This is a genomic window from Paraburkholderia graminis (assembly GCF_003330785.1).
Lineage (GTDB): Bacteria > Pseudomonadota > Gammaproteobacteria > Burkholderiales > Burkholderiaceae > Paraburkholderia > Paraburkholderia graminis.
This window is the reverse complement of sequence record NZ_CP024935.1, coordinates 643385-669919: the sequence shown is the minus strand read 5'-3', so window position 1 is coordinate 669919 and position 26535 is coordinate 643385. Positions and strand designations below refer to the sequence as shown.

The 26535-nt window shown below is 62.2% G+C and carries 28 protein-coding genes; 12 read left to right on the top strand and 16 right to left on the bottom strand.

Translation table 11 applies throughout. From position 1 onward, the window contains the following. Nucleotides 1–120: 120 nt before the first annotated feature. The 3 genes from CUJ91_RS21200 to dctA are packed head-to-tail and all read left to right on the top strand — an operon-like array spanning nt 121 to nt 3262. Nucleotides 121–1056 carry a helix-turn-helix transcriptional regulator gene (locus tag CUJ91_RS21200; RefSeq protein ID WP_114157045.1) on the top strand — a complete coding sequence of 312 codons (936 nt, stop codon included), beginning with the start codon at nt 121–123 and terminating at the stop codon, nt 1054–1056. Beyond that, nucleotides 1035–1964 (top strand): LysR family transcriptional regulator, encoded by a 930-nt coding sequence (locus CUJ91_RS21195; protein WP_107707533.1) that lies wholly within the window; start codon nt 1035–1037, stop codon nt 1962–1964. Before CUJ91_RS21200 ends, CUJ91_RS21195 begins: the two co-directional genes overlap by 22 nt. Next, nucleotides 1961–3262, top strand: coding sequence for a C4-dicarboxylate transporter DctA (gene dctA, locus CUJ91_RS21190; RefSeq protein ID WP_114157044.1), 1302 nt, complete (start codon nt 1961–1963; stop codon nt 3260–3262). The genes CUJ91_RS21195 and dctA overlap by 4 nt, the downstream gene beginning before the upstream one ends. 39 nt (nt 3263–3301) lie before the next feature. Here the strand turns inward: dctA and CUJ91_RS21185 are convergent, their stop codons facing one another. From CUJ91_RS21185 to CUJ91_RS21150, 8 genes are all read right to left on the bottom strand, one after another. Then, nucleotides 3302–4084: a substrate-binding domain-containing protein gene (locus CUJ91_RS21185; protein WP_114157043.1), complete on the bottom strand. Its 783-nt coding sequence runs from the start codon at nt 4082–4084 to the stop codon at nt 3302–3304. Nucleotides 4085–4135: 51 nt separating this feature from the next. Then, complete coding sequence (tcuC, locus tag CUJ91_RS21180) at nt 4136–5431, bottom strand: MFS transporter (protein WP_006052113.1); 1296 nt, start codon at nt 5429–5431, stop codon at nt 4136–4138. Nucleotides 5432–5570: 139 nt separating this feature from the next. Beyond that, a complete protein-coding gene (locus tag CUJ91_RS21175) occupies nt 5571–5909 on the bottom strand; it encodes a DUF4148 domain-containing protein (RefSeq protein ID WP_208716181.1) in 339 nt (112 codons plus the stop codon). 70 nt (nt 5910–5979) lie between these two features. Next, nucleotides 5980–6222, bottom strand: a complete 243-nt coding sequence (locus CUJ91_RS21170) for a DUF3460 family protein (protein ID WP_006052111.1) — start codon at nt 6220–6222, stop codon at nt 5980–5982. Between the two features lie 111 nt (nt 6223–6333). Further along, nucleotides 6334–6516, bottom strand: a complete 183-nt coding sequence (locus CUJ91_RS21165; protein WP_006052110.1) for a hypothetical protein — start codon at nt 6514–6516, stop codon at nt 6334–6336. Between the two features lie 109 nt (nt 6517–6625). After that, the gene (locus CUJ91_RS21160; protein WP_161966590.1) at nt 6626–7222 is read right to left on the bottom strand and encodes a DUF4142 domain-containing protein; all 597 of its coding nucleotides are present in this window, start codon (nt 7220–7222) and stop codon (nt 6626–6628) included. 158 nt (nt 7223–7380) lie between these two features. Next, nucleotides 7381–7692: a hypothetical protein gene (locus tag CUJ91_RS21155; protein WP_006052108.1), complete on the bottom strand. Its 312-nt coding sequence runs from the start codon at nt 7690–7692 to the stop codon at nt 7381–7383. A 114-nt stretch (nt 7693–7806) separates the two neighbouring features. Further along, a complete protein-coding gene (locus CUJ91_RS21150; RefSeq protein WP_114157041.1) occupies nt 7807–8787 on the bottom strand; it encodes an AraC family transcriptional regulator in 981 nt (326 codons plus the stop codon). 108 nt (nt 8788–8895) lie between these two features. On the opposite strand from CUJ91_RS21150, the gene CUJ91_RS21145 reads away from it, so the two are divergent. Further along, on the top strand, nt 8896–9729 hold the full coding sequence (locus CUJ91_RS21145; RefSeq protein WP_114157040.1) for an oxidoreductase: 834 nt from the start codon (nt 8896–8898) through the stop codon (nt 9727–9729). A gap of 34 nt (nt 9730–9763) precedes the next feature. On the opposite strand, the gene CUJ91_RS21140 is transcribed toward CUJ91_RS21145, so the two are convergent. Continuing rightward, complete coding sequence (locus CUJ91_RS21140; RefSeq protein WP_114157039.1) at nt 9764–10684, bottom strand: AraC family transcriptional regulator; 921 nt, start codon at nt 10682–10684, stop codon at nt 9764–9766. Nucleotides 10685–10783: 99 nt separating this feature from the next. On the opposite strand from CUJ91_RS21140, the gene CUJ91_RS21135 reads away from it, so the two are divergent. Further along, the gene (locus CUJ91_RS21135; RefSeq protein WP_114157038.1) at nt 10784–11536 is read left to right on the top strand and encodes an SDR family oxidoreductase; all 753 of its coding nucleotides are present in this window, start codon (nt 10784–10786) and stop codon (nt 11534–11536) included. Between the two features lie 123 nt (nt 11537–11659). Here the strand turns inward: CUJ91_RS21135 and CUJ91_RS21130 are convergent, their stop codons facing one another. Continuing rightward, nucleotides 11660–12361, bottom strand: a complete 702-nt coding sequence (locus tag CUJ91_RS21130; protein ID WP_006052103.1) for a FadR/GntR family transcriptional regulator — start codon at nt 12359–12361, stop codon at nt 11660–11662. A gap of 239 nt (nt 12362–12600) precedes the next feature. Here CUJ91_RS21130 and CUJ91_RS21125 point away from each other — a divergent pair, with 239 nt between their 5' ends. The 5 genes from CUJ91_RS21125 to CUJ91_RS21105 all read left to right on the top strand — a co-directional run bounded on the left by CUJ91_RS21125 (nt 12601) and on the right by CUJ91_RS21105 (nt 18915). Then, complete coding sequence (locus CUJ91_RS21125; protein WP_244231067.1) at nt 12601–14160, top strand: sugar ABC transporter ATP-binding protein; 1560 nt, start codon at nt 12601–12603, stop codon at nt 14158–14160. Further along, nucleotides 14153–15184, top strand: coding sequence for an ABC transporter permease (locus tag CUJ91_RS21120; RefSeq protein ID WP_053859375.1), 1032 nt, complete (start codon nt 14153–14155; stop codon nt 15182–15184). Before CUJ91_RS21125 ends, CUJ91_RS21120 begins: the two co-directional genes overlap by 8 nt. A 48-nt stretch (nt 15185–15232) precedes the next feature. Continuing rightward, nucleotides 15233–16180, top strand: coding sequence for an ABC transporter substrate-binding protein (locus CUJ91_RS21115; protein WP_006052100.1), 948 nt, complete (start codon nt 15233–15235; stop codon nt 16178–16180). 161 nt (nt 16181–16341) lie between these two features. Beyond that, the gene (locus CUJ91_RS21110; protein WP_114158017.1) at nt 16342–17349 is read left to right on the top strand and encodes a zinc-binding alcohol dehydrogenase family protein; all 1008 of its coding nucleotides are present in this window, start codon (nt 16342–16344) and stop codon (nt 17347–17349) included. A 426-nt stretch (nt 17350–17775) separates the two neighbouring features. Then, nucleotides 17776–18915 (top strand): acyltransferase family protein, encoded by a 1140-nt coding sequence (locus CUJ91_RS21105; RefSeq protein WP_053859376.1) that lies wholly within the window; start codon nt 17776–17778, stop codon nt 18913–18915. Nucleotides 18916–18927: 12 nt separating this feature from the next. On the opposite strand, the gene CUJ91_RS21100 is transcribed toward CUJ91_RS21105, so the two are convergent. Continuing rightward, on the bottom strand, nt 18928–19929 hold the full coding sequence (locus tag CUJ91_RS21100) for an NADP-dependent oxidoreductase (protein WP_114157037.1): 1002 nt from the start codon (nt 19927–19929) through the stop codon (nt 18928–18930). A gap of 43 nt (nt 19930–19972) precedes the next feature. Next, a complete protein-coding gene (locus CUJ91_RS21095) occupies nt 19973–20833 on the bottom strand; it encodes an oxidoreductase (protein ID WP_114157036.1) in 861 nt (286 codons plus the stop codon). A gap of 89 nt (nt 20834–20922) precedes the next feature. Between CUJ91_RS21095 and CUJ91_RS21090 the strand changes: the two genes are divergently transcribed. Then, nucleotides 20923–21366, top strand: a complete 444-nt coding sequence (locus CUJ91_RS21090; RefSeq protein WP_006052095.1) for a winged helix-turn-helix transcriptional regulator — start codon at nt 20923–20925, stop codon at nt 21364–21366. 30 nt (nt 21367–21396) lie between these two features. On the opposite strand, the gene CUJ91_RS21085 is transcribed toward CUJ91_RS21090, so the two are convergent. Further along, nucleotides 21397–22008, bottom strand: a complete 612-nt coding sequence (locus CUJ91_RS21085; RefSeq protein WP_029966068.1) for a TetR/AcrR family transcriptional regulator — start codon at nt 22006–22008, stop codon at nt 21397–21399. 174 nt (nt 22009–22182) lie between these two features. Here CUJ91_RS21085 and CUJ91_RS21080 point away from each other — a divergent pair, with 174 nt between their 5' ends. Further along, nucleotides 22183–22971 (top strand): SDR family NAD(P)-dependent oxidoreductase, encoded by a 789-nt coding sequence (locus CUJ91_RS21080; protein WP_006052093.1) that lies wholly within the window; start codon nt 22183–22185, stop codon nt 22969–22971. Nucleotides 22972–22999: 28 nt separating this feature from the next. Here the strand turns inward: CUJ91_RS21080 and CUJ91_RS21075 are convergent, their stop codons facing one another. From CUJ91_RS21075 to CUJ91_RS21065, 3 genes are all read right to left on the bottom strand, one after another. Beyond that, entirely contained in the window at nt 23000–23998 is a 999-nt protein-coding gene (locus CUJ91_RS21075; RefSeq protein WP_114157035.1) for an NADPH:quinone oxidoreductase family protein, read from the bottom strand. Between the two features lie 107 nt (nt 23999–24105). Continuing rightward, a complete protein-coding gene (locus CUJ91_RS21070; protein WP_114157034.1) occupies nt 24106–25758 on the bottom strand; it encodes an AMP-binding protein in 1653 nt (550 codons plus the stop codon). 14 nt (nt 25759–25772) lie between these two features. Further along, nucleotides 25773–26498, bottom strand: a complete 726-nt coding sequence (locus tag CUJ91_RS21065) for a nitroreductase (RefSeq protein WP_051153874.1) — start codon at nt 26496–26498, stop codon at nt 25773–25775. Between the last annotated feature and the right edge of the window lie 37 nt (nt 26499–26535).

Genomic DNA, 26535 nt, shown 5'->3' with positions numbered 1-26535 from the left:
TTAACACTAGCGCAGCGCGTTGCATCGGGTCGGCAAGGGCTCGCGGAGGGCCGCTCCGTCGATGGCCGCCGGGCGGCGATATACTCGGCTACTTCAGCCGTCCGCCTTCGTGGGAATCGAATGAATTCATCGCCGACCGACGCGGCCGCCGACGCAGCGCCCAAAGAGCCCGTGCTCGTCGCACTGGGTGAGCGCGTCCGCCTTTTGCGCGCGCGGCGAGGCATGACGCGGCGCGATCTGGCTAATCAGTCGAACGTGTCCGAACGTCATCTGGCCAATCTGGAGATGGGCAGCGGCAACGCGTCCCTGCTCGTGCTCGCGCAACTCGCGCAAACGCTGGGCTGCTCAGTCGCGGCGCTCGTCGGCGATCCGTTGAGCTGCTCGGCCGAAGGCGAGCAGATCCTGGAGCTGTTGCGCGATCAGCCACCGGCTGCGTTGCAGCACGCGCTCGAAACACTCAGGCAGTCGCTCGCCGCCCGTTCCGCGGACCCTGGCCGCTATCGGCGCATTGCATTGATCGGCTTGCGAGGCGCCGGCAAATCGACGCTCGGCAAAATGCTGGCCGATGCAATGGGCTTGCCGTTTATCGAACTCACGCGCGAGATCGAGCGCATTGCGGGCTGCAAGCCGTCCGAGGTTCATGCGCTGTATGGCGCGACCGCCTATCGGCGTTATGAGTTCAGAGCCCTCGAAGAAGTCCTGAAGCGCGAAGCGGAAGCGGTCATCGCGTCGCCGGGTGGACTGGTATCGGAGACGCGCACGTTCAATCTGCTTGTGTCGCGCTGCTTCACCGTCTGGTTGCGCGCGACGCCCGAGGACCACATGCAGCGTGTTATCGACCAAGGCGATCTGCGGCCGATGGCAGGCCGAAGCGAAGCCATGGACGACCTGCGCCGCATTCTCGCGGGCCGCTCGGAACTCTATGCGCGCGCGGACGTTGCTTACGACACCAGCGGCAAGACGTTGAAGCAGGCTTATCGAGGATTGCGCGAGCTGGTGACGGCGAGCGTCGAATCAAATACGGGGGATGGCTCTTGGGCGTCAACTTCGACCTGAACGATTTGCAGGCGTTTCGAGCCGTCGTGGAGTTGGGCAGTTTCCGCAAGGCAGCGGAGGCGGTCAATATCTCGCAGCCGGCGCTGAGCCGGCGCATCGAGAAACTCGAAGCGGCGCTCGGCGTGCGGCTGTTCGAGCGGACCACGCGCAGCGTGACGCTGACCACCGTCGGCCGCGTGTTCGCGCCGAGCGCGGAACAGCTTCTCGACGATCTCGACGTCGCCTTGCTCGGCATCCGCGACGTTTCCAGCAGCCGCCTTGGTCATGTGACCATCGCCTGCGTGCCGTCGGTTGCGTACTATTTCCTGCCGAGCGTCGTTGCCGCCTATCACGCCCGCTATCCGCGCATCCGCGTCAAGCTGCTCGATTCGAGCGCGAACGAAGTGCTCGGCTCGGTCATCAGCGGCGAAGCCGACTTCGGCGTCAGCTTCATGGGCAGCCAGGAGCCCGAGGTGGAGTTCAAGGTTCTGCTACAGGAAAGGTTCGTCGCGGCATGCCGGCGCGACCATCCGCTCGCCCGCAAGACGCGCGTGTCCTGGAGCGAGCTTTACGAACACGAATACGTTTCCGTCGACAAGACATCCGGCAATCGCCTGCTGCTAGATCAGGCGTTGACCAGCGTGGCGCCGCCCGTGCCGAGCGTCTGCGAGACGCGCCATGTGACCACCCTGCTCGGCCTGATCGAAGCGGGACTCGGTGTGGCCGCGGTGCCTTCGATGGCGATGCCGATGCGCGATCATCCAATCTTGACCAGCGTGCCGCTCGTCGATCCGGTCGTGACGAGGCGCGTCGGCATTCTCAAACGCCGCGGCCGCCCGCTTGCGCCGGCCGCGCAACAGTTCCATCAGATGATTCTCGAGGCCAGACGCAGCAGCACGGCGCGCGCGGCGAAGAAGACTTCGAAATGATGCTCGCCAGGCCATTGCGGCTGCTTTACGTCCAGGTGCTGCTTGGCATGGCGCTCGGCATGACCGTCGGCCATGTGTGGCCGCAGATCGGCGCATCGCTCAAACCGCTCAGCGATGCATTCGTCGCGCTGGTACGCATGATGATCGCGCCGATCGTGTTCTGTACGATCGTCACCGGCATTACTTCGCTGGCGAGCGGATCGAAGATCGGCCGGACCATCCTGAAGGCGCTGGCGCTCTTCTACTGTCTGACCATCGTCGCGCTCGTTCTCGGGCTCGGCACCGCGTTCGCGCTGCATCCGGGCGCGGGAATGCACATCGACGCGCATCATCTGGATACGGCCATCCTCGCGCACTATTCGGCGCGCACCGAGTCGCACGGACTCGTCGAATTCGCGCTGCATGTGATTCCGCAGACGCTCGTCGGCGCGTTCGAGAAAGGCGAAGTGCTGCCGGTCCTGCTGCTCGCCCTTCTGTTCGGCTTTGCATTGAACGCGAGCCCAACAGCCGGGCGGCGGGTGCAGGAAATGATCGATAGTGTCGCGGACGTGCTCTTCCGCATCCTCGCGATGATCATGCGGCTTGCGCCCGCCGGCGCGTTCGGCGCGATGGCGTTCACGGTCGGCCGCTTCGGCATTCGTTCGATCGGCTCGCTCGGCATGCTGATGCTGTCGTTCTACGTGGCGTGTCTGCTGTTCGTGATCTGCGTGCTCGGTCCGCTCGCGCAGCTGCATGGCTTCTCGCTGTGGCGGCTGCTACGCTACATTCGCGAGGAACTCGTGATCGTGCTCGCGACGTCGTCGACGGAACCGGTGTTGCCGCGCCTCATCGTCAAGCTCGAAGCGCTCGGCTGCGACAAGGGCATCGTGGGTCTCGTGCTGCCTGCGGGCTACTCGTTCAACCTGGACGGCACGGCGATCTACCTGACGCTTGCCTCGATGTTCATCGCTCAAGCCTGCGATGTCCCGCTCTCCGGCGGCCAGATCGCGACGATGCTCGCCGTCATGCTGCTGACGTCGAAGGGCGCGGCGGGCGTATCGGGCAGCGGGCTCGTCGCGCTCGTCGCGACGCTCGCCGTGATTCCCGACTTGCCGCTTGCGGGTGTCGCGCTGCTGGTCGGAATCGATCGCTTCATGTCCGAAGCACGCGCGCTGACGAGCGTGATCAGCAACGCGTGCGCGGTGATCTTCGTATCGATGTGGGAGCGTGCCTGCGACCGCACGCGTCTCAGAGAAGCATTGAGCCTCGCGCACGCGCCGGAAGAAGCATTCGATCAGCCCGCAGACCTGCCGGGCTGAGTGCTTGCCTTCAATGATTGCGTTGAATGGTTGCCTTCGTCAGTGCGAGGCGACGGAATCGAGCCCGGTCGATCGCACTTCCGGCTGCGCGGCGGGCGACGCGAGATAGTCGAGCAGCGCCTTGGCCTCCTTCGGATGCTGCGCGCCGACCGGAATGCCGGCCGCGAAGCGCGTGACAGACTGCAGCGACTCCGGAATCTTGCCGACGTACGCCGCGCCCTTCACGGGCAGCAACTCGCTCACCTGCTGAAATCCCAATTCGTAATCGCCGCTTGCAACCACCGACGCCACCGGGATCTTCGGGATCATCTTCGCCTTGCCCTTCATCTGTTCCTCGATGCCGAGCCGCTTGAACAGTTCGCGCTCGACATACACGCCGCTCGCGCTGTCCGAGTAAGCGATCGAGCGGGCATGCAGCAAGATTTGCTTAAGCGCCGCCTCGGAGCCGATGTCGGGCTTCGGCGCGCCGTCGCGCACGACCATGCCGATGCGCGAATCCGCGAGTTCGACGCGCGAATCGGGGATTACCTTGCGCTGCTTGATGAGGTCGTCGAGTGCATAGCCGACCATGATCACCACGTCGGCCGGCTCGCCGCGTTCGAGCCGGTTCGGAATGGCTTCGGGCGACTTGCCCATCGACGGGCCGAACGCGGTATCGAGTGTATTGCCCGTCGACGCCGCGAATTGCGGTCCGAGCACTTTGTAGGCGGCCGTGAAGCCGCCCGAGCTCATCACGCGCAGATCGGCGGCCTGCACATTTGCCGCCGCGGCGGCGCTGCCGAGCAGCGCCACGGTACACAACTTCAGGAAGAAGGATTTCATGGTCGGAAGAATGTCAGTGTGAAGTCGAACGAACGACGCAGCGATGCATCACTAAGCTGCACGCAGCGGCGCGGCACGCCGCCGATACAGTGCGATGGTCGCGCCGAGGCCGCACATCGCGGCGAAGCTCATCCAGTAACCGGGCGCGGCCTTGTCGCCTGTCATGTGAATCAGCGCGGTCGAGATGACGGGCGTGAAGCCGCCGAACACCGCCGTCGCGAGACTGTATGCCAGCGAGAAGCCCGCCACGCGCACTTCGACCGGCATCACTTCGGTGAGCGCGACGACCATCGCGCCGTTGTACATGCCGTACATGAACGAGAGCCACAAGAGCACCAGCAGCATGTTGACGAAGCTCGGCGCGTGAGCCAGCAGCGATAGCGCCGGATAGGCCGTCGCGATCGCCAGCAGCGTCATGCCGAGCAGCAGCGGACGGCGCCCGATGCGATCGGACAGCGCGCCGCCGATGGGCAACCAGATGAAGTTGGAGATGCCCACGCACAGCGTGACGAGCAGACTGTCCGCGGTGCTCAGATGCAGGACCGTCTTGCCGAAGGTCGGCGCATACACGGTGATCAGATAGAAGCTCGTGGTGGTCATCGAGACCAGCAGCATGCCCGCGACCACGACGTTCCAGTTCTGCACGAGCGTCGCGAAGACTTCTTTCATGCTCGGGCGATGCTGACGCTGCTTGAATTCCCGCGTCTCCTCGAGATTGCGTCGCAAGATGAAGATGAAAGGCACGATCATGCAGCCGACGAAGAACGGCACGCGCCATCCCCACGCAGCGATCGCCGCCGTGTCGAGCCACTGATTGAGCCCGAAGCCGAGCGCCGCCGCGATCACGATCGCCACTTGCTGGCTCGCCGACTGCCAGCTCGTGAAGAAGCCCTTGCGGCCCGGCGTCGCCATTTCGGCGAGATAGACCGAGACGCCGCCCAGTTCCGCGCCCGCCGAGAAACCTTGCAGCAGGCGTCCGATCAGCACGAGCGCCGGCGCAACAAGTCCGAGGGTCGCGTAGCCGGGTACGAACGCGATCAGGATTGTGCCGCTCGCCATGATCGACAGCGTGACGATGAGGCCCTTGCGCCGGCCGACATCGTCGATATACGCGCCGAGGATGATCGCGCCGAGCGGCCGCATCAGAAAGCCGGCGCCGAACACGGCGAACGTCATCATCAGCGAAGCGAATTCGCTGCCCGCCGGGAAAAACACGGCGGCGATCTGCGTGGCGTAAAAGCCGAACAGGAAGAAGTCGAACTGCTCGAGGAAGTTGCCTGCCGTCACGCGCAGCACGGCGGATGTCTTCGATTGCCCGGGAGCGACAGGCGTTGAGGAAGCATGCATCGAGGGTGTCTCCAGAAATTTCGAACTCGCGGGGGTGCGGGCGGTTTGTTGTTTGTCGAATCTTCGCCCGGCGCGCGGGAAACGATAAGTGCTATTTTCTGAATGATCGATGCACGGTGGTTATCAATCGCGGCGCGACTCAACCGGCCTGCGATTGCGGGCACTCCGTCTGAAACCAGTAGTCGACGAGGCGCTGCGCGGCTTGCAGATCGTCGGGATAGTAGGGATCGTCATACCAGGGCGACGGGTCGTAGCCGGCTTTCCTGAGAGCCGCGAGTTCGCTTTGGTGTTGGCCCATCGTCGGCGGTGCGTTGGTTTTTAGCGCCGCCAGGTCGCGGCACTCCGTCGGGCTGAGATGCGGTCCCGCGTATGGCGCGCCGCCGACCACGCAACCGGAGAGCAGAAGCGCGAAAGCCGACGATGCCCACACTGCCGGCAGTGCCCACCGTGCCGGCCGAAATGTTTGCCGTGTGCTCATACCGGTTGCGCTCCGAAAAAGTACCGCATGTCGAATTTACGACCGTTACACGCGAATGTTGGAACAGCGCCTATTCGTCTCCACTGTAGTACACGTAGCCCGGCTGACGCAGACGAACCTGTCCGTACGGTTCATCGGTCGTATTGCCTTGCATTGGAAACTTGTCCCACAGCAACGCCCTGCCCTCCATCTGCTGTCTGTCCACCTCGGGATGCGTCGCCTTGTACTGGTTGAGAAACTGCTCGAAGGGCGACACGTATAGCCCTTTTGTCGCATCCGAAGCGTTATTTGACGAGCGGCCGAATAGCTTCATTTCACTCTCTCACATCGTCCACATTGAAGGCGCACGCCGAACCGCGCGTGCGCGTGTGCATTGCTGAATACAGCTAGCCGCGTGCCACGCGGCGCATACCGGCAACAAGCGCTAACGCGGCCCGTGCCGTTGCTTTGCGCCGCCGCCGGCTCCGTGGTCCTTGCCGGCCTTGGTGTGATTCGCCGCGTGTTGTCCGCTGCCCGGCTTGCCGCTGGGCGTCGTTGCGGGCTTGCCGGAGTTTGCTTCGGCCTTGGCATCCTGCTCGGTGCGATTATCGGGGGGAGCGGTCTTCACGATTGATCCTCCATTTGCGCATGGCGCGGTAACGATCCAGCGACGCGCGAGCCGCACACGTCGCCGGTCCAAAAAACAAGCGCTGCTTCGCGAGCGGCGCTTCGATAGGTCACTTCGACGAAGACACCCCAAGCGCTTGCGCCAGCTCGGCTGCATGTTGCAGATGTTCTTTGCCGACGGGTACACCTCGCGCCGCGAATGCCTTGACGTCCGGGTCTTCGCCCTGCGCGGCCTCGCTGGCATAGAGCGAGTTACCCATTCGATGAATGTGCAGTTGCGAGATCACATATTCGCGATCGAATTGCGCTCCGGACATATGCGAGAGTTCCGAATAGAGCGTGTGATTCGCGGGGTCCATCGCCTTCAGGAGCCGGACATGTTTCGTGTCCGCGAGCTGCGTGAGCTCGGCGTTGATCCGCGTATGTTCGGCGACCATGTGCTCGCCGAACGAGCGGACCTCCGGCGAACTGCCTCGCGTCGCCGCCAATTGGCCGAGGTCGATTTCAGCGGTTCCGACGCTCGCCGCCGTCAGCATGAATTGCTGATCGGTGGGGGTGACTTCGGCGCCCGACTGCATTAAACGGCATCCCGCTGCGGCGAGCATCGTGGCGCAACACAGCGCGGCAAAGAGCCAGCGTTGCTGCGCGTGGCGCGAGGTATTGCGCGCCTGGGTTGACGCGCCGCTAGTGCTGTCGATGCGATTCATTGTCGGCTCTCCCGTATGCCACCGCCTGCGATGCGTGGGCAGCGGTCGTTGCTCGTCGAAGGCGATGGCGGCCTCGTTCATCCGCTCGCGATACGCGGATGCCTGGGCGCAAGTTCATCTCGACGACGTACCGAGCATGGGCTATGCCTGGCGCGCGATCAGCCCGGTTGAGCTTGCGTGCATTCGGTCTCGTACCAGATGTTCACCTGGCGCTGCGCCGCTTCGAGATCGGCCGGGTAATAAGGATCGAAGCGCCATTCCGGGTGATAGCCCGCGCTGCGCAGCGCCGTGAGCTCGCTCATGCTGCGCTCGTGCGTGGCGGGCGCCTTGTTGCGCAGATCGGTGAGATCGCGGCATTGCGCGGCGCTCAGATGCCGTTGCGCGGTCTGCTGCATGCCGCCCGTCGCGCAACCGGCGAGCGAGAGCACCAACGCCGCAAGCAGCGGCTCGAACTTCGTCGCGATCTTCATGTGGTGTCTCCTTTAATCCAACTTAGCCAAACTTGATCCAACGATCACGGCGGCGCATGCCGTGTTCCTGGCTCACAGTGCGGACGTCGGCGAAGATGGCCAACTCGGCAACGCTCAATGCGACGACACATACGTCGCATCCGCGAAGGCCGGCAGCGCGAAACTTTCGCGCATGCGCTTCGCCTCCGCCGCCGGCGTCAAGCCGAACAGGCGCTTGAACTCGCGGCTGAACTGCGAAGGACTCGTGTAGCCCACGGCGTGACCGGCGGCTTCCGCAGTCAGGTCCTGGCGAACCATCAATAGACGAGCCTGGTGCAGACGCGTCGACTTCACGTACTGCATCGGCGACACCTGCGTAACCGCCTTGAAGTGGCTATGGAAGCTCGGCACGCTCATGCCCGCCTCGTCGGCAAGCTGCATCACGTCGAGCGGCTCTGCAAAAGCGGCATGGATGAGGCGCAGCGATCTGCCGATCCGGCCGAACTGTCCGCGCATCGCCAGCGCCTCTCTCATCGAGCGTCCCTGCGCGCCGGTGAGCACGCGGAAGTACAGTTCGCGCAGCAGGCCGGGTCCGAGGACAGCGCCTTCGAGCGGCCGATGCAACGCTTCGAGCAGGCGCAATACCGACGACTGCATGGCCGCATCCATCGGCGTCGACATCATGCTCTGGGGCGCCTCGATGGCTTCCGTCGCGGCTTCCGTCACGCCTTCGCGATCGATCTGCGCGGCGAGCTCCGCAGCCATCGCGAGATCGAGATGCAGATACAGCGCAAGCAGCGGACGCGCCGGGCTCGCGTCGGTTTCCATCGTGAACGGTACGGGCACGGACACGGCGAGGTAGTGGCGCTCGTCGTAGAGATAAAGCTGATCGCCGAAGTAACCTCGCTTGCGTCCCTGGCAAACGATCACAATGCCGGGATCGTAGAGCACCGGCGTACGCGACAGCGCCCGGTTTGAGCGCAGGATGCGCACGCCCGGCAACGCGGTCAGGTTGTAGCCCTCGTCGGGCGCGAGCTTGCGCAGCAGCGCAACGATGCGCTTCTGGTTGGCGCGCAACAGTTCAGGCTGCTCGGCGAAGACGCGTTTTGCGTTCATAGTTTGCGTTCATAGCTTTAGGCAAGAAAATTAGCGGAACCGGGCTTTCGGTGCTCCGCTCGCAAGATTAGCATGCACTTTTCACTCAACACGACGGAGCGTGCTTCAATGTCATCCAGCAAAACCCTGCTTATCACGGGCGTCAGCAGCGGCTTTGGCCGGGCGCTCGCGCAAGAAGCGCTCGCGATGGGCCACCAGGTCGTCGGTACGGTAAGAAGCGCGGAAGCCCGGCGCGATTTCGAGTCGCTCAGCGCGAGCGGCGCTATTGGACGCATTCTGGATGTGACCGATTTCGATGCCATCGACAACGTCGTTGCCGAAATCGAAAACAGCGTGGGCCCGATCGATGTGCTCGTGAACAATGCCGGCTACGGTCATGAAGGCATTCTCGAGGAATCGCCTTTATCGGAGATGCGTCGACAGTTCGATGTGAATGTGTTCGGCGCGGTCGCCATGATCAAAGCCGTGTTGCCCTTCATGCGAACGCGCCGGCGCGGCCACATTCTGAACATCACGTCGATGGGCGGCTACATCACGATGCCTGGCATTGCTTACTATTGCGGCAGCAAGTTCGCGCTTGAAGGCATGTCCGAAGCGCTTGCGAAAGAGGTCAAGCCATTCGGTATCGCGGTCACAGCCGTGGCGCCCGGCTCGTTCCGCACCGACTGGGCCGGCCGTTCGATGAAACGGACACCCCGCTCGATCGCGGACTACGACCAGACGTTCGATCCCGTGCGCCAGGCTCGCGAGGAAAAAAGCGGCAAGCAACTGGGCGACCCGCGAAAAGCCGCGCGCGCGATGCTTGCCGCAATCGACGCAGCCAATCCGCCCGTTCATCTCTTGCTCGGCAGCGATGCACTCGCGCTGGTGCGAGGCAAGTTGTCGTCGCTCGAAGATGAAATCCGCGCGTGGGAAAGCGTCACTGTCTCGACGGATGGCTGAGCATGCCAGGCAAAGTGCAAGCACGCTGCATTGCCTATTCCTCTCGAAGCGCGGCGCCCGCAGCTTCGCGGGCGTACTGCGTCGGCGGCATGCCGACATGACGTGTGAACGCGACGCTGAATGCGCTCGCCGAGCTATAACCTACGCGCGTCGCGATGGTCGCGACGCCGACTTCGGCCCGGCGCAGCAGGTTTCTCGCGATCGCCATGCGCCACGACAACAGGTATTCCATCGGCGCCACGCCGACTGCGCGGCTAAATCGGTCGAAAAAAGACGAGCGTGAGAGCGCGGCGGCCTTCGCGAGTTCTGCGACCGTCCAAAGCTTTTCCGGGCTTTCGTGCATCTGGCGAATCGCAGGCGCGAGACGGGCGTCGGCGAGACCGCGGATGAGTCCGGGCGATGCGCCGGTTTGCGTCGATCGCAATGCTTCGATGAAGAGCACTTCGAGCAGGCGCGCGAGCACGACTTCGCGCGCGGGCCGCTGCGCGCGCGATTCGTCCCGCACGAGTTTGACGAGCGTCGCGAGCCGGCGATCGCCGCGCACCAGCACGAGCCTGGGCAGAAGCGAGACCAGCAACGCGGCATCCGGCGAACCGAACGCGCAGAGGCCGGCAAGCCACTGCGCTTCCGGCGCGGCGGAGGGATCGCCGAAACGAAAGGTGCCGTCGGGCAGCGCGGTAGGCGCGCTCTGAGGCAACGCGTCGTCGTCGGGCGGCTCCATGCTCGTTACCGAAAACCCGAAAACCTCGGGTACGAGCACGAAGTCATCGGCCTGCAGAACGAGCGGCTCGCAGCCGTTGACGGACAGACGCAGCGACCCGTCGAGCACCACGCAATAAAACGGCTGTCCGATTTCCGTGCGGCTCGCGCGCCAGCGCCCGGCGCCGCTCAGCACCTTCGAGAACGTGGGAGTCGGCTGAAGCAAGGTGACGACTTCAGCGAGCGGATCAGTCATGGATGGACGATTTCGAATGAAACATGGACGTTCGATTGTAGCAAGTCCGACCGTTCACGACGTATCGTCTGGGGACTGTCACCGACCCCAGGAGTCGACATGAAGACCGTATTGATTACCGGCTGCTCGTCCGGTTTTGGCGTGGAAATCGCGCGCTATTTTCTGGCTCGCGACTGGCGCGTGATCGCCACCATGCGCACGCCACGCGACGATGTGTTCGCAGCTTCCGACCGTCTTTTGATTCTTCCGCTCGACGTAACGGACGCGCAAAGCATTCGCGCCGCCGTCGATGCGGCCGGTCCGATCGACGTGCTCGTCAACAACGCCGGCATCGGCTTTCTGAACGCCGTCGAAGGTACGCCGATGGACACCGCGCGCGAGATCTTCGAGACCAACACGCTCGGCACCATCGCAATGACCCAGGCTGTATTGCCGCAGTTTCGCGAGCGCCGCGAAGGCGTGGTCGTCAATGTCACGTCGACGGTGACGTGCAGGCCGTTGCATCTGCTCTCGGTCTATACCGCGAGCAAGTCGGCGGTCAATGCGTTCAGCGAATCGCTTGCGCTCGAACTCGAGCAGTTCAATGTGCGCGTACGTGTCGTGCTGCCGGGACGCGCGCCTTCCACGCGCTTCGGCGAGAACGCACGGTCGCGGATGCAAAGCGGCTTTCCCGAGGCATACGGCGCGCTCGTCGAGCAGATATTCGCAAACTGGGAGAAAGAGACGACCGTCACGCACGCAGCGGATGTCGCGGAAGCTGTCTGGCTTGCAGCCACCGATTCTTCGAGCCCGTTCAATATTCCCGCAGGAGAAGACGCTGTCGAGTGGTACAACTCGCGCGGCCTACGCTAATGGAATTGTCCGGCGTATCGGCAACGTACTTCGACGTTCGCCATCCTAACTAATTAGTCGCGCATTGGCCGCCATGTTCCGACATGGCCGGCATGCACTTGCGGCGAGCGACGCAAGATAAACTTAAACGTCGCCCTGCCGCAATACACCTGCTATCCAGCGTTCCTCCGACGCTTTGAGGTGCGTCCGCATGGCCGTCTGCGCGGCAATCGGATCGCCGCTCTGCAGCGCCTTGAGAATTTCCTCGTGCTCCCGTACCGCGGCCGACCAGGTTTCGGTGCTTTCGGAGTGATCGCGAATCGCCGCCGCAATCGGGTCATGGCGGCTATCGAACATCTCGGCAACGAAGCGGCTCAGCACCGAGTTGCCGGCAATCTCCGCGATCAGCATATGAAATTGCCGGTCGGCATCGACCGGCGATTTGCCCGCGGCCGCCAGGCGCTTCATTCGCAGCACCGTGCGGCGCAATCTGTCGAGCGTGGCCGCCGACAGCTTGCCTGCCGCCAGGACGATCACAGTCCCCTCTATTGCCGCCCTCGCCTGCATCAGTTCGGAAGGACTCTCGCCGAGGGCCGGCACCGCATTGTCGCCGCCGGTCTTCGAATCGCGGACATAGACGCCCGAGCCCATCCGTATCTCGATCTGCCCGCCTATTTCCAGCGCGATCAACGCTTCACGCAACGAAGGACGCGATACGGCGAGCGTATTGGCAAGCTCGCGTTCGGCGGGCAGACGCGCGCCCGGCTGCAGCCCGGCCTGTTGAATTAGCGCGAGAATCTGCGTCGCCACAGATTGGTAAAGCCGCTTTGGCTCAGTTTGTTTCATTGTCCGCAGGGTCCGTCGGAGGGCCGCAAAGCGCGGCCGCGGCAAAGTCTAGCACGCGGCCACGAGCCCCGGCCACGCGTGCAGTTGCCAACTCAGGGTTTCCCTTATTGGAATGACCAGTTGCGCAACGCTGAATTGGCTTGACCAGATAAGCGGTTATGCGCTCTAATTTGCTCAAATTGGACTGACCAGTCGGCGGGATTCCGTTCCTGTGTGCCGACTCGCAGATTCCTGAACAAATGGAGACGGGATTGACACAAACGACCGCGCAGCCGCGGCCAGGCCAGGCGCCTGAGCCGCCAGTTCCCCGGGAGGTCTTGCAACTCAAGGGAGTGGGCAAGCGTTTCCCCGGCGTCGTGGCGCTCGACGGCGTCGATCTCGATCTGCGCTCCGGCGAAGTGCACGCGATCTGCGGCGAGAACGGCGCGGGCAAGTCGACGTTGATGAAAATCATCAGCGGTCAATATCACGCGGACGATGGCGTGATGTGCTACGACGGCGCGCCCGTGCAGTTCTCTTCCACCTCGGAGGCGCAGGCGGCCGGCATCGCGATCATTCACCAGGAACTGAACCTGGTGCCTCATCTGTCCGTCGCGGAAAACATCTTCCTTGCGCGCGAACCGAAGCGCGGCCCGTTCGTCGACTACCGGACGATGAACGCCAACGCGCAGCGCCTGCTGCAACGCATCGCGCTGAACGTGTCGCCCACTACGCTGGTCGGCGCGCTGTCGATTGCGCAGCAGCAGATGGTGGAAATCGCGAAGGCACTGTCGCTGAATGCGCGCGTGCTCATCATGGACGAGCCGACGTCGTCGCTGACTGAATCGGAAACGGTGCAGTTGTTCCGCATCATTAAAGAACTGCGCGCCGACGGTGTCGCGATTCTTTATATCTCGCATCGGCTCGACGAAATGGCCGAGATCGTCGATCGCGTCACGGTGTTGCGCGATGGCCGTCATATCGCAACGACCGATCTCGCGGCGACCAACGTGAATGAAATCGTCGCGCGGATGGTGGGCCGCGCGCTCGACGACGCCTATCCCGCGCGTCAGTCCACTCCGACGAACGACATTCTGCTCAGGGTGCGCGATCTGCAGCGAGCGGGCACGTTCGGCCCGGTCTCGTTCGAGTTGCGCAAGGGCGAAATTCTCGGCTTCGCGGGCTTGATGGGCGCGGGACGCACCGAAGTCGCCCGCGCGATCTTCGGCGCCGAGCGGCCCGACTCGGGCTCGATTCTGCTCGGCGACACGCCGGTCGAAATCCGCTCACCGCGCGAAGCGATTCGTCACGGCATCGCGTATCTGTCCGAGGACCGCAAGAAAGACGGCCTCGCGCTGTCGATGCCGGTGTCGGCAAACATCACGCTTACCAACGTTCGCGCCATCTCGTCGCGCGGCTTTTTGCGTTTCGCCGAAGAGACGGCAATCGCGGAACGCTACGTTCGCGAACTCGCGATCCGCACGCCGACGGTCAGGCAGATTACGCGGAACCTGTCCGGCGGCAATCAGCAAAAGATCGTGATCGGCAAATGGTTGTACCGCGGCTCGCGCATCCTGTTTTTCGACGAGCCGACGCGGGGCATCGACGTCGGCGCGAAGTACGCGATCTATACGCTGATGGACCAACTGGCCGCCAAAGGCGTCGGCGTCGTGCTGATCAGTTCGGAGTTGCCGGAACTGCTCGGCATGACCGATCGCATTGCCGTATTTCACGAAGGGCGCATTACCGCGGTCCTCGAGACAAGACAAACGAATCAGGAGGAGATCTTGCACCATGCATCAGGGAGAAGTCATGCTTGAGATCACATCGGGCCGCGAGCAGGCCATCGAGAAGCAGGCGCGCCAGAGACGCCGCGACCTGATCCAGAAATTCGCGGCGCTCGGGAGTCTCGCAGTTCTGGTCGTCGCGTTTTCGCTGACCAGTGCCGCGTTTTTCTCGGTGGGCAATCTGCTGACCGTTGCGCTTCAGGTCACGTCGATCGCGTATCTCGGCGTGGCCGCGACGTGCGTAATCATCACGGGCGGCATCGACCTGTCGGTGGGATCGGTGCTGGCGCTGGCCGGTGTCGCGGCCGCGCTGCTCGTCAAGGCGGGCGTACCGGTGCCCGTCGCGATGCTGGGCGGCATGCTGGTCGGCGCGGCCTGCGGATGGGTCAACGGCATTTGCGTCACGCGCATGGGCTTGCCGCCGTTCATCGCAACGCTCGGCATGATGCTCGTCGCCCGCGGCGTCGCGTTGCAGATCACGGGCGCAAGACCTGTCTCCGGTCTCGGCGACGCCTTCGGCGAACTCGGCAATGGCGCGCTTTTCAAGGTCTCTCACATCGGCGCAGACGGCTTTCCCGACACCGTCTTTCCGGGCATTCCGTATCCGGTCGTGATCATGGTCGTGCTGTTCGTCGCGGTGTCGGTACTGCTTTCGCGCACCTCGCTTGGCCGTCATATCTACGCGGTCGGATCGAACGCGGAAGCAGCGCGGCTTTCCGGCGTCAACGTGCAAGGCGTCAAGCTTTTCACCTATGTGCTGTCCGGCGTGCTGGCCGGCGCGACCGGCTGCGTGCTGATGTCGCGCCTCGTCACCGCGCAGCCGAACGAAGGTGTGATGTATGAACTCGATGCGATTGCGAGCGCGGTGATCGGCGGCACGTCGCTGATGGGCGGCGTCGGCACGATTTCCGGCACGGCCATTGGCGCATTCGTGATCGGCGTGCTGCGCAACGGGCTGAACATGAACGGCGTATCGAGCTTTATCCAGCAGATCATCATCGGTGTGGTGATTCTCGGCACCGTATGGATCGATCAACTCCGCAACCGGAAGTCATAAAGTCGTAATCAGAAGACGCAGTTGAAACCACAAATCAAGGAGCGAGACATGAAAAAGGTATCCGTACTGGCTGCGGCCGCGGCGATGTGTGCAATGTTCAGCGCGTATGCGCAAGCGGCAGGCGGCGAGATTGCCGTGATCGTGAAGACGGCCAACTCAAACTACTGGCAGAACGTCCAGAAAGGGGCGACCGCTGCAATGGCCGATGCGAAGGGCTACACGATGACCTTCCAGGGTCCCGCGACGGAGTCGGCTATCGCGGACGAAGTCAATATGGTCGAGAACGCTGTGAACCGGCATGTGGCCGGCATCGTCCTCGCGCCGTCGGACCCGGATGCGCTCGTGCCCGCGATGAAGAAAGCGTGGGAAGCCCATATTCCCGTGGTGCTGATCGACTCCTCGGTGTCCGATGCCGGCAAGCAGTACTACCAGTCGTTCCTGTCGACCGATAACGCGAAGGCCGGCGAACTCTGCGCAAAGGCGATGATCGACCGTGTCGGACAGACCGGCAAGGTGGCGGTCATGTCATATGTGCCGGGCGCCGGATCGGAAGTTGGCCGCGTCGGTGGATTCCGCAAGTACATTGCCGCGCATTCGAAGCTGCAACTGGTCGGCCCGTTCTACTCGCAGTCGCAGATGGCGAATGCGCTCAATCAGACCACCGATGTACTGTCGGCCAATCCCGACCTCAAGGGTGTGTTCGGCGCGAATGAGCCGACCGCCGTGGGCATGGGACGCGCCCTTCAACAGTCTGGGAAAAGCGGCAAGGTGATCGCCATCGGCTTCGACGGCAATCAGGATTTGCAGGGCTTTGTTCGCGACGGCACGATCCAGGCCATTGCGGTTCAAAGCTCGTATCAGATGGGCTACAAGGGAATCGAGACGATCGTGAAGGTGATCGAGCGCAAGCCTGTGTCGAAGCAGGTCGACACTGGAGTGATGATGGTCGAGAAACAGAACCTCGATTCGTCCGAGGCAAAGAACGTTCTCTATTGATGAGCGTTCGCCGGCGCGGCGCTTTATAGCTGCGCGCCGGCATGTGCCCATTCGGACGACCTTCGTGCCCACGCCAACGTTTTATCGGCAACGTATGCCGTTTTTTTACAGAGTCGATCCGCCGTCCGGTGATCGACAAGTCCAATCAAGAGGATGCCGAAATGCTTAGCGTCATTTGCGAATCGCCTGGCGTGCTGCGCCGTGAAGACCGCGAACCACCTCACCGTGCCGAAGGCGAAGTGCTTTTGCGCGTCAGCCGCGTGGGTATTTGCGGGACCGATATGCACATCTATTCCGGCAACCAGCCTTACTTGCAATATCCGCGTGTGATGGGCCACGAACTGTCGGCCATCGTCGCCGAGGCCGATGCCAATGCGCACGTCGTGCCCGGCGACGCCGTTTATGTGATGCCGTATCTGTCGTGCGGAAGCTGCATCGCGTGCAGGCAGGGCAAGACCAACTGCTGCGTCAATATCAAAGTGCTCGGCGTGCATCGCGACGGCGCGCTCACGGAGTTTCTCTCGGTGCCCGCGCAGTTCGTGCATAAGGCCGAAGGCGTCACGCTCGATCAGGCGGCCATGCTCGAATTTCTCGCGATCGGCGCGCACGCGGTGCGCCGTGCCGATGTGTCGGCCGGCCAGCGCGTTCTCGTCGTGGGCGCGGGCCCGATCGGCATGGCGGCCATGTTGTTCGCAAATCTGCGTGGCGCACAGGTCACCTGTCTCGACACGCGCGAGGATCGTCTCGCATTCTGCCGCGAGCATATCGGAGTCTCAGCGGTTCAGATCGGACCGAACGACGTCGACGAACTCGCGGGAATGACAGGCGGCGAGTTCTTCGACGTCGTATTCGATGCAACTGGAAACATCAACGCGATGAATCGCGGCTTCCAGTTCATTGCTCACGGTGGCAAATACGTGCTGATTTCGATCGTACCCGGCGAGGTCACCTTCTCCGATCCGGAGTTTCACAAGCGTGAAGCGACGCTGCTCGGCAGCCGCAATGCGACCGCCGAAGACTTCGAGACAGTTCTCGAAGCGATGCGCGCGGGCCGCATTCCCGACAAGGCACTCAATACGCACCGAATGAGCTTGTCGGATGTACCCACCGAGTTCCCGAAGCTGATGGAGCCAGGACAGACCGTCGTCAAGGCGCTGGTGGAGTGCTGATTTAAGTCCGTTGGGTCAAACGGAACGCAGTGCTGCCACAAAGCAAAAAAATCCGCGTACTGCGAACTATCGCAAACAACGAAGTCGCAAGATTTAAGCGCAGAAGGCCACTGCGCTTAATCACATGGCGCGTTTTACTTATACGCGATACGCGCCCGCACTAAACGACAACCGCCGAAAAAGCCGTACTCACTAATCGAAATGCGCCAACAGTTCGCGATATGGAGACTCACAAGCCATCGCGCGCATCGATTGAACCTATACTCCCCCGCTGCGTGACGGCACTCAAGAGTGCCACGCTAGTCCGCTATCTACATGCCGCTTGCCGGGTCCGCCTCGGCATCGAAAGTTTTCAGAAAGCACTAAATCCTGTCCGATGTCTCCCGACCTCGGATGCGTTTGTCTTCTTCGGGGAGGAAGTGGCCAATGAATATCAAGAGTTTTACTTCACTCCGTGGTTTGGCCTGTCTGGCTGTCGTAGGAACTCATGTCTGGACCCTGTTCGATCTTCAGCGCCTGATCACCGCGCGATACGGCGTGGATTCGTTTCAGAACAAGATAGCCATATTCGTTGACAGAACGTTCAACGGACAAGCCGCAGTCGAAGTCTTCTTTGTTCTCAGCGGATGTGTACTCGCTTTGTCGTTGATGAGCGGCTCAGCCGCGAATAAGCCGTCGTGGGTCAAGACGTTTTATGTAAAAAGATTTTTCCGCATTTATCCCGCGTTGTGGTTGTCGATCGCGCTTGCGCTCGCGCTGTGGCCGCTCATCAAGACGGGACTGTCCTCTCCGGCCTATAGCGCCTGGGCGACGAGCGCCTTCCCTGCAAAGATCTCGGCTCCGCTGGTCGGCCTCTCGCTCGCATCTATATACGTCCATTTGAATTGGCCGATGTGGACACTTCGCGTGGAGCTGTTTTATTCGGTTCTGTTCCCGGCAATCTATCTGCTCGTGCAAAACCCGCGCACGCGCAAGCCGTTTCTCGTTTTCCTGGCACTGGTCGCGCTCGCTCCGATTCCGCGCACGCTGTCGCTGCACTATGCATTGGCCTTTGGTCTCGGCGCGCTGATTCCGCTCACGCGCGGAATCAGCCATTTCCGTTACCGCCTGATCGGCCTCGGCCTCATCCCGGTCTTAATGTATTCGCGCATCCTGCTGGAAGGTATCTTTGATGTGAAGAATATAGAAACGATGGAGATTCTGATTGCCTTCGGCATCGTCTATTGCCTGTTTCACAACAAGAGGAGGATGCCGCTTCTGGATCGGCCGATATTCGAGTACATGGGCACGATTTCATACAGCGTGTACGTGCTGCATTTTCCGATCGTGTTCGGTCTCGGTGCCTGCGTGGTAAAAGCTCTCGGAACATCCGCCGTTCAACAGCAGCCGTTGCTCATGGCTTCATTACTGGGCGTGTCGACTTTGATTATCACTCTTCCGCTCTCGATGCTCAGCAACAAGTTCGTCGAAGATGCAGGCAATAATCTGGGAAAACGTCTTGCGGCTTCGTGGTACGGCCGCCGCCAGGAGGCACCTGTCCTGGCAGCGACCGTGGAAGAACAATGATGCGCGCGCCCATCACCGTATTTTGACAACCACCTTGCCTTTGGCGCGCCCGCTATCGACATAGGCCATCGCCTCTCCGATCGAATCGAATGCAAAGATGCGATCGACGACCGGGCGTATCACGCCGCCTTCGATAAGCGATGTAATCTGCGCGAGCTGGTCGCCGCTTGCGCGCATGAACAGGAAGGAATAGCTGATTTTCAGGCGTTTGGCCGCCTTCCTGATCCGGTAACTGAGTAGACGCGTCGCCAGTCTGAGGAAGCCCGGCAAACCAAGCTCTCTTGCGAAGTCGGGGTCCGGCGGCCCCGAGATCGAGATGAGCCGACCGCCGGGTCGCAGCACGCGAAGCGATTTGTGCAACGTCGCCGCGTCCAGACTGTTTATCACCACGTCATAGCCGGCGAGCGTTTTCTCGAAGTCGTCCTTCTTGTAGTCGATGACGACATCGGCCCCGAGGCCCTTCACCCATTCCACGTTCGCCGTACTCGTTGTCGTCGCGACGAATGCACCCAGGTGCTTCGCCAGTTGGATCGCGAACGTTCCGACGCCGCCGGAACCTGCATGAATCAGGACCTTTTGTCCTTTCCGCAACTGCGCGTTTTCGATCAACGCTTGCCACGCAGTGAGACCCACGAGCGGAATCGAGGCAGCCTCTTCCATGCTGAGTGTCTTGGGCTTGATGGACACGTCCGCTTCTTTCACCGCAATCAGTTCCGCGAACGTGCCGATCCGATCCTTATCCGGCCGCGCGTAAACTTCGTCGCCGACCTTGAATCGCTGCACGCGCGGTCCGACTCGCACGATCACGCCGGCTACATCGTTGCCGAGAATCAGCGGCAAACGATACGGCAAAATCAGCTTGAATTCGCCGTCGCGTATTTTCGAATCCAGAACATTAAGGCTGGCGGCGTGGACCTGGATCAGGACGTCGTCGTCGCGTAGTTGCGGCTCCGGCACGTCGGCGATATGCGCGCCATGCTTGCGTCCGTATCGCTCGAGAATGAATGCTCTCATGATGCTTTCGGGTCCCCTGGTGTGATCTGGCGCTGCATGTTTTTCATTCTTGCAAGAGAGGGCTTACCGACTGCGACGCCGGTATCGTGTCGAGTCGAAGGTCTTTACGAAGCCCGGCATCCACGAGCGCGGCCGGCGCGAATCTGCGCAGCATTTGCAGACGGCTCGCAAGCGCGCCGGCCGGGTAGCGCAGCTTCGGCTTCGCCGCGACTGCCGCCTTCAACACGACTTCAGCGACAACCGAAGGCTCAGTCGCCGTTGCCATCACCTCATTGACCCGCTTGCTGACAACCGCACGGGCTTCGCGATACGCATCGAGCGTGGAATCGGGTGCGAGGAAGTTCGCGTCGAACGGCGTCTTCGTATAAGCGGGTTCGATAACCGACACGCGGATGCCCCAGCCGCGCAATTCATGATCGAGCGATTCGGAATAGCCCTCGATTGCATGCTTCGTTGCCGCGTAGAGCGCGCCGTACGGCATCGGCACAAAACCCAGGACTGAGCCGATGTTGACGATGCGGCCGCTGCCCTGCCGCCGCATATAAGGCACGACCGCGCGGGTCATCCGCACAACGCCGAAGAAGTTCGTGTCGAAGATCGACTGGGCTTGCGCAATCGAGCTTTCCTCGGCGCCGGCGGGCGCGACGCCGAAGCCCGCGTTGTTCACGAGCAGATCGATGCGGCCGGCTCGCCGCATAACCTGGGCGACCGCGGCGTCGACGGATTCGTCGCTGGTGACGTCGAGCGTCAGCATGTCGAACGGATGCTGGCCCTCAGGCACTGGCCGCCGGCTCGTGCCGAAGACCTTGTAGCCCGCTTCGCTCAATCGCTGCGCGGCGGCCTGTCCGATACCCGAAGACGCGCCTGTGACAAGGGCGACACCCAACGGCTTTTTGTCAGTCATTTCAAGCTCCATGTGCGGAACGCCCGCGTCACTATCAAATTGAAATCGACTATACTGGGAAATCAAATCCATGTCACTATCAAAATAGTATGGACGACATCAATTCGTGCGATGACCCGTGTCCGATTGCGCGCAGCCTGGCTGTCGCGGGCGACGCGTGGAGCATCCTGATCTTGCGCGACGCCCACGCGGGCCTGACGCGCTTCGACCAGTTCCGCAAAAGTCTGGGCATTGCGCCGACCATGCTGACGCGGCGTCTGGCCGCGCTGGCGGAACAAGGTCTATTGGAGAAACGCCGCTATTCGGAGCGCCCGCCGCGCGACGAATACGTGCTGACGGCTGCGGGCATGGACTTCCTGCCGGTGCTGTTCATCATCGGCGCATGGGGGCGGCAACACCGCGGGGATAGCAAGCTGGTTCGCTTCCTGGACGCGGAAACGGGAACGGAGATCAAGGCGATTGCGATCGACGAAGTCACCGGCGCGAAGATCGGGACGCGCCCGATACGCATTGTGAATGTCGATGAAGATTGACGAAGCGTTCGCGCCTTGGGCCGACGAGTGCTACGGCTTCTTCTTCGGCGCGGACAGGCGCGAAAGCGCGCCCGACTCGCAGGCTTGGAGGATTTCGTCCGCGAGAGGCGAATCATCGGGACAGGCGCGCGAGAGCACGACCGCGCCCACCAGTTGCGCGATGGCGTCGATCGAGCGGGCTCGCGCTTCACGCTTGGCCGCGGCGCTTGTCGCGTTAGTCGCGCCACTCGCGCCACTCGCGCCATGCTTGCTCACCATGCTCATCAGCAGCCGTTCAATGCCGTCGGCAAAGGCTTGCTTGACCTGTTCCGGCTGACGCCCGGCATCCACGGACAACGCCGCCATCGTGCAGCCCGTGCCGGGCGTATCGCGGTGCTCGCGGGACAAGTACTGCTTGATGAACGCGGCAATGTCGATCCCTTCACTGCCGGCCGCCGACTCCGAAAAGCCACAGGCCGCCGCCTCCGCCATCAGATCGGCCTTCGAGCCAAAGTGCTTATAAAAGCCGCCGTGCGTGAAACCGGCGGCCGCCATCAGGTCCGCGACGCCCACACCGTCGTAGCCTCGCTCGCGAAACAGCGTCGCAGCCGTCTCGACGATGCGCGCCCGGTTCGCCTGCGCTTGCGCCTTAGTGACCTTCATGTTCGGTGCCTCTCTTCGACTAACGCCACGCTAAAGTGTTAACTATACATTGATGTCGATCATCATCAAAGTCGTTGACTTTTTTGATGACGACCATCATTATTAACGCCAGCCTGCACCGCCGCCCTCGCTGATGGGCGGCAGCGGTCCCCACTCAAGCCAAGGAACACCAAGATGAAAGCCCTGCCCACTGTCCTCATTACCGGCGCCTCTTCGGGCATCGGCGCCGTTTATGCGGAGCGTTTTGCGCGCCGTGGCCACCCGCTCGTTCTGGTCGCGCGCGACAAGGCGCGGCTCGAAGCGCTGGCCAGCCGCTTGCGCGACGAAACGAAGGTCGATGTGGACGTGTTGCAGGCCGATCTGACGGAGCCCGCCGATCTCGCCGCAGTCGAAGCGCGCCTGCGCGAAGACGCGAACATTCGCGTGCTGATCAACAATGCCGGCCTTGCGCAGTCAGGCGGCTTTGTCGAGCAGAGCGCCGACGCCATCAATCGTCTGGTGACGCTCAACATCACCGCGCTGACACGGCTCGCGGCCGCCATCGCGCCGCGCCTTGCGCAAGCCGGCGAAGGGTCGATCGTCAACATCGGCTCGGTCGTCGGTCTCGCGCCCGAGTTCGGCATGACCGTGTACGGTGCAACGAAGGCGTACGTGCTGTTCCTGTCGCAGGGCTTGAGCCTGGAGCTGACGCCCAAAGGCGTGTATGTGCAAGCCGTGCTGCCGGCGGCCACGCGCACCGAAATTTGGGAGCGCGCCGGCATCGATATCGATACGCTGCCCGAAGTGATGGAAGTGGGTGAACTGGTGGATGCCGCGTTGATCGGCTACGACCGCCGCGAGTTGGTGACCATACCGCCGCTTCACGTCGCCGAACGCTGGGATGCACTCGACGCCGCGCGCCAGGGTTTGCTCTCCGATATCCGGCAAGCGCAAGCTGCGGAGCGTTATCGGGCAACGGCCTGATCCGCTTCGGCTGAGCGAAGCGCAGGCGTTAGCCCGCGTCGCTCGAACCGACGACCGCTTCGGGAAGCACGACGATTTTCCCGCGTCTTTCGCGGTCGAAGGTTGCGAGCACAGCGTCGCTTGCGTTGGCGAGTGGGAAAGCGATGGTCGCAGGCGGTCGAAGATGACCGCGCGCGACCATCGAAAACAGCGCGGCGCGTACGCGCCGCGCCTGTTCCGGCCGGGTTGCGAGGAAATAGCGCACATCGACGCCATGCAGCGTGGCGTTCTTGAGAAGCGCGAGATTGACCGGCAGCGACGGAATCGCGCCGCCCGCAAATCCGATCACGAGATAGCGGCCGCCTTTCGCAAGCGAGCGGAACGCAGGCTCCAGCATGTTTGCGCCGACGGGGTCGAGCACGACGTCGACGCCTTCGGGCGCCACACTCCTAAGCGCGTCGCGCCAGTCGGGAAGGCGGTAGTCGATCGCGGCCACGGCGCCGAGTTCGCATGCGGCTTTGCGCTTGGACTCGCTCGATGCCGCCGCAATCACACGAGCGCCCGCATGCACCGCAAGCTGAATGGCGGCGGACGACACCGCGCCGCCCGCTCCGAGCACCAGCAGCGTATCGGCGGCTGTCAAACGTCCCTGATCGAACAACGCGTAGTGTGCCGTCTGATAGTCCACCAGCATGGCCGCGGCGATCGGCATGGGTAGCCCGCTCGGGGCGATGTCAACGTCAGCGGCATCGACCACCACGTATTCCGCGAGGCCGCCGCCAAGCTGCCAGGTGACGACACGTTCACCGACAAGCGGCCGCGTCACGCCCGGACCCACAGCGTCGACGACGCCGGCAATCTCTCCGCCGGGCACGTAAGGCAAGCGCGGTTTGATCTGATAGCGGCCTTGCATCATCAGCCCGTCGACGAAACCCAGAGCCGTTGCTTCGATGCGAATGCGCAGTTGTCCGTGACTGGGCTCCGGCATCGGTTCATCAACTAACGCGTACGAGCCGATGTCGAAGCTTGTTCCAACGAAGCTTTTCACGCTCTATCTCCGTCTCTCTTGCACAATCATCAGCATACCTACTAATGCGTGTGATTGCAGCCGCGCTTGGCTGCACAGCGAATGGCGGCTTCGCAAGACAACGTGCGTCATCCCGCCAGTCGCGTAATCGCGATTCGACTGCCCGCCTGCTCTCGCAAACGAAACTTCTGGATCTTCCCTGTAGCGGTTTTCGGCAATTCGCCGAAAACGACGCGGCGCGGGCATTTGAAATGAGCCAGTCTTTCACGGCAGAACGATATGACGTCCTGCTCGGTTATGTCGAGAGCATCAGGCTTCAATTCGACAAACGCGCAAGGCGTCTCGCCCCATGTGTCGTCCGGCTGCGCGACCACGGCTGCATTGAGTACACCCGACATGCGATAGATCACCTCTTCCACTTCCACGGATGAAATGTTTTCTCCACCAGAAATGATCACGTCCTTCGAGCGGTCCGTGATCTGGATATAGCCGTCCGGATGAACGACCGCAAGATCTCCGGTATGAAACCAGCCGCCGGCGAAAGCTTTTTCGGTTGCGTCGGCATTCTTCAGATATCCCATCATCACCGTATTGCCGCGGACGAGAACTTCGCCGCACGACTGGCTATCGGCCGGCACCGGTTCGAGCGTCGCGAGATCGGCGACCGACATTTTCTCGAACGCTGCCGCACGTACGCCTTGTCGCGCTTTCAATTTCCCTTGCTGCTCCGGCGGCAACGTATCCCACTCGTCGTGCCATGCACAGCTAATCGGCGTGCCGGAGATCTCGGTGATTCCAAATACGTGATCGACGTCGAAGCCCATTGCGCCGACGGCTTCGAGCACCGCAGCGGGCGCCGGCGAGCCGGCGGTGAGAACACGCACGCGACGCGGCAGCGGCTGACGCTCCGACTGCGGCATGCTCGCGATGCCTGCGAGAACAATTGGTGCCGCACAAAAATGATCGACGCCATGTTTCTCGATCGCGGAAAGGATATTGGCCGCGTTGACCTTGCGCAGGCATACATGCGTTCCCGCCGCGGCAGTAATCGCCCATGTGAAGCACCAGCCGTTCGCATGGAACATGGGGAGCGTCCACAGATAAATCGGCGCACGCGGAAGCGGCCAATTCGTCATCTGCAGCAGGCTCATCAGATACGTGCCGCGATGGCTCGGAACGACTCCCTTCGGATCTCCGGTCGTGCCCGATGTGTAGTTCAACGCGATCGGCGTCCATTCGTCGACGGGGCCACGGCCGGCAAATGCCGGGTCGCCACTCGCGAGCAGCGATTCATAATCGGTTTCGCCGATGGCGGCGCCGTCGGGCGCTTCATGATCGTTGATGTCGATGAGACGCGGCGGATTCGGGACTGACTGCAACGCTTTTTCGACCAACGCGGCAAACTCGCGATCCACCAGCAGAAGCTTGCATTCGCCGTGGCGCAGAATGAACGCGATGCCGTCAGCATCGAGACGGCAATTGATCGCATTAAGCACGGCTCCCGAGAGCGGCACGCCGAAGTGCGCCTCGAGCATGGCCGGTGTATTCGGTGCGATGATCGACACGGTATCGCCCGGCTCGATGCCCAATTGAACGAGCGCCGACGCGAGGCGATAGCAACGCTCGCGCGTCGTCGCCCACGTCTGCCGGAATTCGCCATGAATGATCGCGGTGCGTTGCGGATAGACGTCGGCGGTTCGATCGAGGAAGGTTAATGGCGTCAATGGAACGTGGTTTGCCGGATTCTTCTCGAGCCCTCGCGAGTAGGCCTTTGCACTCATGACTTTGTCTCCGTTCATTCATTATAGAAAGTAGTGAAATCGCTCACTGGGACACGGTCCGTCACTAGCGAATTCTCGATACAGTCGTGATCGGCATAACCGAGGCTCATTCCGCAGACCAGCATCTGGTTGTCGGGAATCGACAGTTCGTCGGCGATCACGCGGTGGAACTTGTTGAAAGCCGCTTGCGGGCAAGTGTCGAGGCCGCGCGCGCGAGCGGCGAGCATCACGCTTTGCAGGAACATGCCGGTGTCCAGCAGACTGCCTTCGCGCATGACGCGGTCCACTGTAAAAAACAGGCCGACGGGTGCATCGAAGAAGCGATAGTTGCGGCCGTGCTGAACGTGCATTCGTTCCTTGTCGCCCTTCTCGATGCCGAGCAACCCATACAGGTTCCAGCCGACCTTGCGGCGGCGATCCACATACGGCGCGATCCATTCGCGTGGGTAGTAGTCGTAGGGCTCGTCGAGGTCCGAGCTGCGGGCGGGATCGTCATTGATCTCGTTGATGGCGGCAGACAGCCGCGACTTCTTCGCGCCTGTCACGACATGCACATGCCACGGCTGAATGTTGACGCCGGTAGCACTGAAGCGCGCGACCTCCAGGATGGACTCGATGTCCTCACGCGCAACCGGTGTCGGCAAGAAGGCACGAACGCTGCGCCGGGTGACGAGCGCCCAGTCGACGGCTCGACTGACGTCGATAAACGAGGTGAAAGGAGGCGGAGATAGACGATCCATTTCTTTCTGCATGTTAAAAATGTACTGCCGCGTAGAC